Source organism: Mesorhizobium sp. M2C.T.Ca.TU.002.02.1.1 (assembly GCF_003997225.1).
The window spans coordinates 1-1,367 of record NZ_RZTO01001173.1; the positions used below are offsets into that span (position 1 = coordinate 1).

Annotated in this window: 1 protein-coding gene and 1 pseudogene; one reads left to right on the forward strand and one right to left on the reverse strand. The window is 66.9% G+C overall.

Annotated elements, in window-relative coordinates:
* Nucleotides 1–534, forward strand: a pseudogene (locus EOD07_RS34450) (LLM class flavin-dependent oxidoreductase); the annotation flags it as partial.
* A 5-nt stretch (nt 535–539) separates the two neighbouring features.
* Here the strand turns inward: EOD07_RS34450 and EOD07_RS34455 are convergent.
* Nucleotides 540–1,367: PhzF family phenazine biosynthesis protein (locus tag EOD07_RS34455; RefSeq protein ID WP_164772842.1), on the reverse strand; the 828-nt coding region annotated here is incomplete at its 5' end.

A 1,367-nucleotide genomic window follows, 5' to 3' on the forward strand; every position in this document is an offset into this window, starting at 1 on the left:
GCCTATGGCCGCCAGCCAGACGATGTGAAGATCATGCCCGGCGTGGCGCCGATCGTGGCCGCAACGAAAGCCGAGGCGCAGGCGAAATACGATGCGCTGCAGGAGTTGATCCCCGACGATGTCGGCGTGGCCCTGCTCTCCAGCTATCTCAGCATCTCCGACCTCGGCCGCTATCCGATCGACGGACCGCTGCCCGAACTGCCGGAGAGCGAAGGCATGAAGAGCCGGCAGGCGCTGGTGATCGAGCAGGCGCGCCGCGACGGGCTCTCGATCCGCGACCTCGCGCGGTACTTTGCCGGCGCACGCGGCCATTGGCGCATCGTCGGCACGGCCGGAGAGATCGCCGACGAATTGCAGGCGCGCTTCGAAGGCGGCGCGGCCGATGGCTTCAACGTGATGCCGTCCTGGTTCCCGGGCGAGCTCGACGCCTTCGCGACGCTGGTGGTACCGGAGTTGCAGCGGCGCGGCCTGTTCCGCAAGGACTATGAAGGCCGCACCCTGCGCGAGCATCTCGGCCTGAAGCGGCCGATTTAAGGGCTTTAATCCATCAGCCGCGCCGTCCCGGAGACCCTGATCGAGCTGCCGGGCGCCGACGAAATGTCGGCATGGAGGCGTGAGCGCATGCCCATGTCTTCGCCCTGGACGATGTCGATCGCGCCGCCATGCGGCCAGCCGAGATCGCGCAGATAGCCGGCAAAGGCCGCGGTGGCTGCGCCTGTCGCCGGGTCCTCATAAACCCCGCCGGACGCGAATGGATTGCGCGTATGGAAGAGGCGCGGCGTCTCGGCATAGCCGAGCAAAATCGTGACCAGGCCTTCGCGGCGCATGAAGGACTGGCCTTGCTTCAAGTCATAGGCCATGGCAGCCAGCGCTTCGCGTGACTTCAGCGCCAGCACGAGATGATCGGCGCCGCCATGGACCAACGCCGGCGGAATGGCGGGATCGAGGTCGCCCGGCTGATAGCCGAACAGTGAGAGCGCCTCGCCGACCAGTTCCGACGGGGCCGGCCGGCTGCGCGTCGGCGGCGACTGCAAGGCGGCGGCAAAGTTCGCGCCGTCGCGAAATCCTTCCACGGTTATGTTGGCCTGGTTGAGTGTCAGCTCGAAAATGCCGTCGCCGAATTTCCTGACCAGCGCCGCGCCGAGCGCGATGGTGGCATGGCCGCAGAACGGCACTTCCGACTCCGGCGAAAAATAGCGCACGCGCCAGCTAACGCCTTCAGGCGCGGCGAAGGCGGTTTCCGAGAAGCGTACTTCGGCCGCGACGCGCTGCATGGCGGCCGCATCCGGCAAGGCCTCGCCAATCACCACGCCGGCCGGATTGCCGCCGGTGTTCCCGTCCGAAAAGGCTGCGATCTTCAGTACATC